General features: G+C 62.2%; 1 protein-coding gene. It reads left to right on the top strand.

Annotation, left to right across the window (positions count from 1 at the left end):
• Positions 1-540: 540 nt before the first annotated feature.
• Complete coding sequence (locus CK944_RS23520; protein WP_158248138.1) at positions 541-723, top strand: YdcH family protein; 183 nt, start codon at positions 541-543, stop codon at positions 721-723.
• Positions 724-1,031: the final 308 nt, after the last annotated feature.

Raw genomic sequence — 1,031 nt, 5'->3', positions numbered from 1 at the left:
CACTTCTGGGTGGAAATTAACACCTTCGCACCTTGAACGACATGCAGGATTAAGTCGGCGGCGGTCAGGAGAAGGCGGGGGCAGGCCGCTGGTTGTGCCATTCCCCGTGCGGAAGGAACGCATCAAGGGAAAGCGCCCCTTCCTTTGGAAGAGCGTTCTATCACCGCATCCCCGAAGAACCGCCGCAGCGCTTCGATCGGGTGGCGCTTGCCGAGAATACTGGGGGATTATCTCCTGATTATCGGATGCCTCCCTGAAAGGCCCGGCGCCTCCCCGCTGATCCAGATCCTGTCGCGACCTCTGGATGCGTCCAGAGCCTTTGCCGCACGCTCGGCCCGGATGGCTTCCTTCAGGGCGGCCTTGCAAACCGCCTGGAGGTCGCCCCCAGTTCCCAGGCTGTGGTGGCAAGCCTTGCATCAAGCGAAACAAAGTTCTTCGCCATGCAGCGTGCCTTTCGGGGGCCATAATCGGTCCCCGACCCTGGAATTGGCATCTGTCGTGCCTAAGTCGAGTATGGAACTGACATATGGAGGTTACGACATGGGCGACATCACCGGCCGGATCGAAGCGCTGAACGCGCGTCACGCGGCGCTTGAGGATCAGCTCGCGGAGCTTCTGAAGCGCCCCTCGGCAAGCGCCGAGGAGATCGCCGCCATCAAGAAGGAAAAGCTCGAGATCAAGGACGAGCTTGCCCTGCTGCAGCGCGAGACCACCGAGGCCTGAGGCCATGCCAGTGCCGGCACCTGCCGGCGCAGCTTCCAGTAAACAAGGCCCCCGGTGATTGCCGGGGGCTTCTCTTTCGGGGCATAACTGTCCCAAGCCTGACTGGTTCGGCGGCCTGCTAGAACAGCCTGCCTGTCAGGCCGTGCAGGGCTGTCGGAAGCAGAACGGGTCGGTCATTGCCGCAGCTTCATGCGAGTGCCGAGACACGGCGCAGGATCTTTCGCAAAGACGGGCTTTGCGCGTTCGTGCTGCTTGAGTGAAATGGGCATGTTTACCGGTCGCGGCCGATCCAGGCCAGGTTCGGGCGG

The sequence above is a fragment of the Paracoccus sp. SY genome, from assembly GCF_002901215.1.
GTDB lineage: Bacteria > Pseudomonadota > Alphaproteobacteria > Rhodobacterales > Rhodobacteraceae > Paracoccus > Paracoccus acridae.
This window is presented reverse-complemented; position numbering and strand designations above follow the sequence as displayed.

Coding starts and splice junctions, on each gene's coding strand:
- CK944_RS23520 (WP_158248138.1), top strand. CDS start 541: ATGGGCGACATCACCGGCCGGATCGAAGCGCTGAACGCGCGTCACGCG.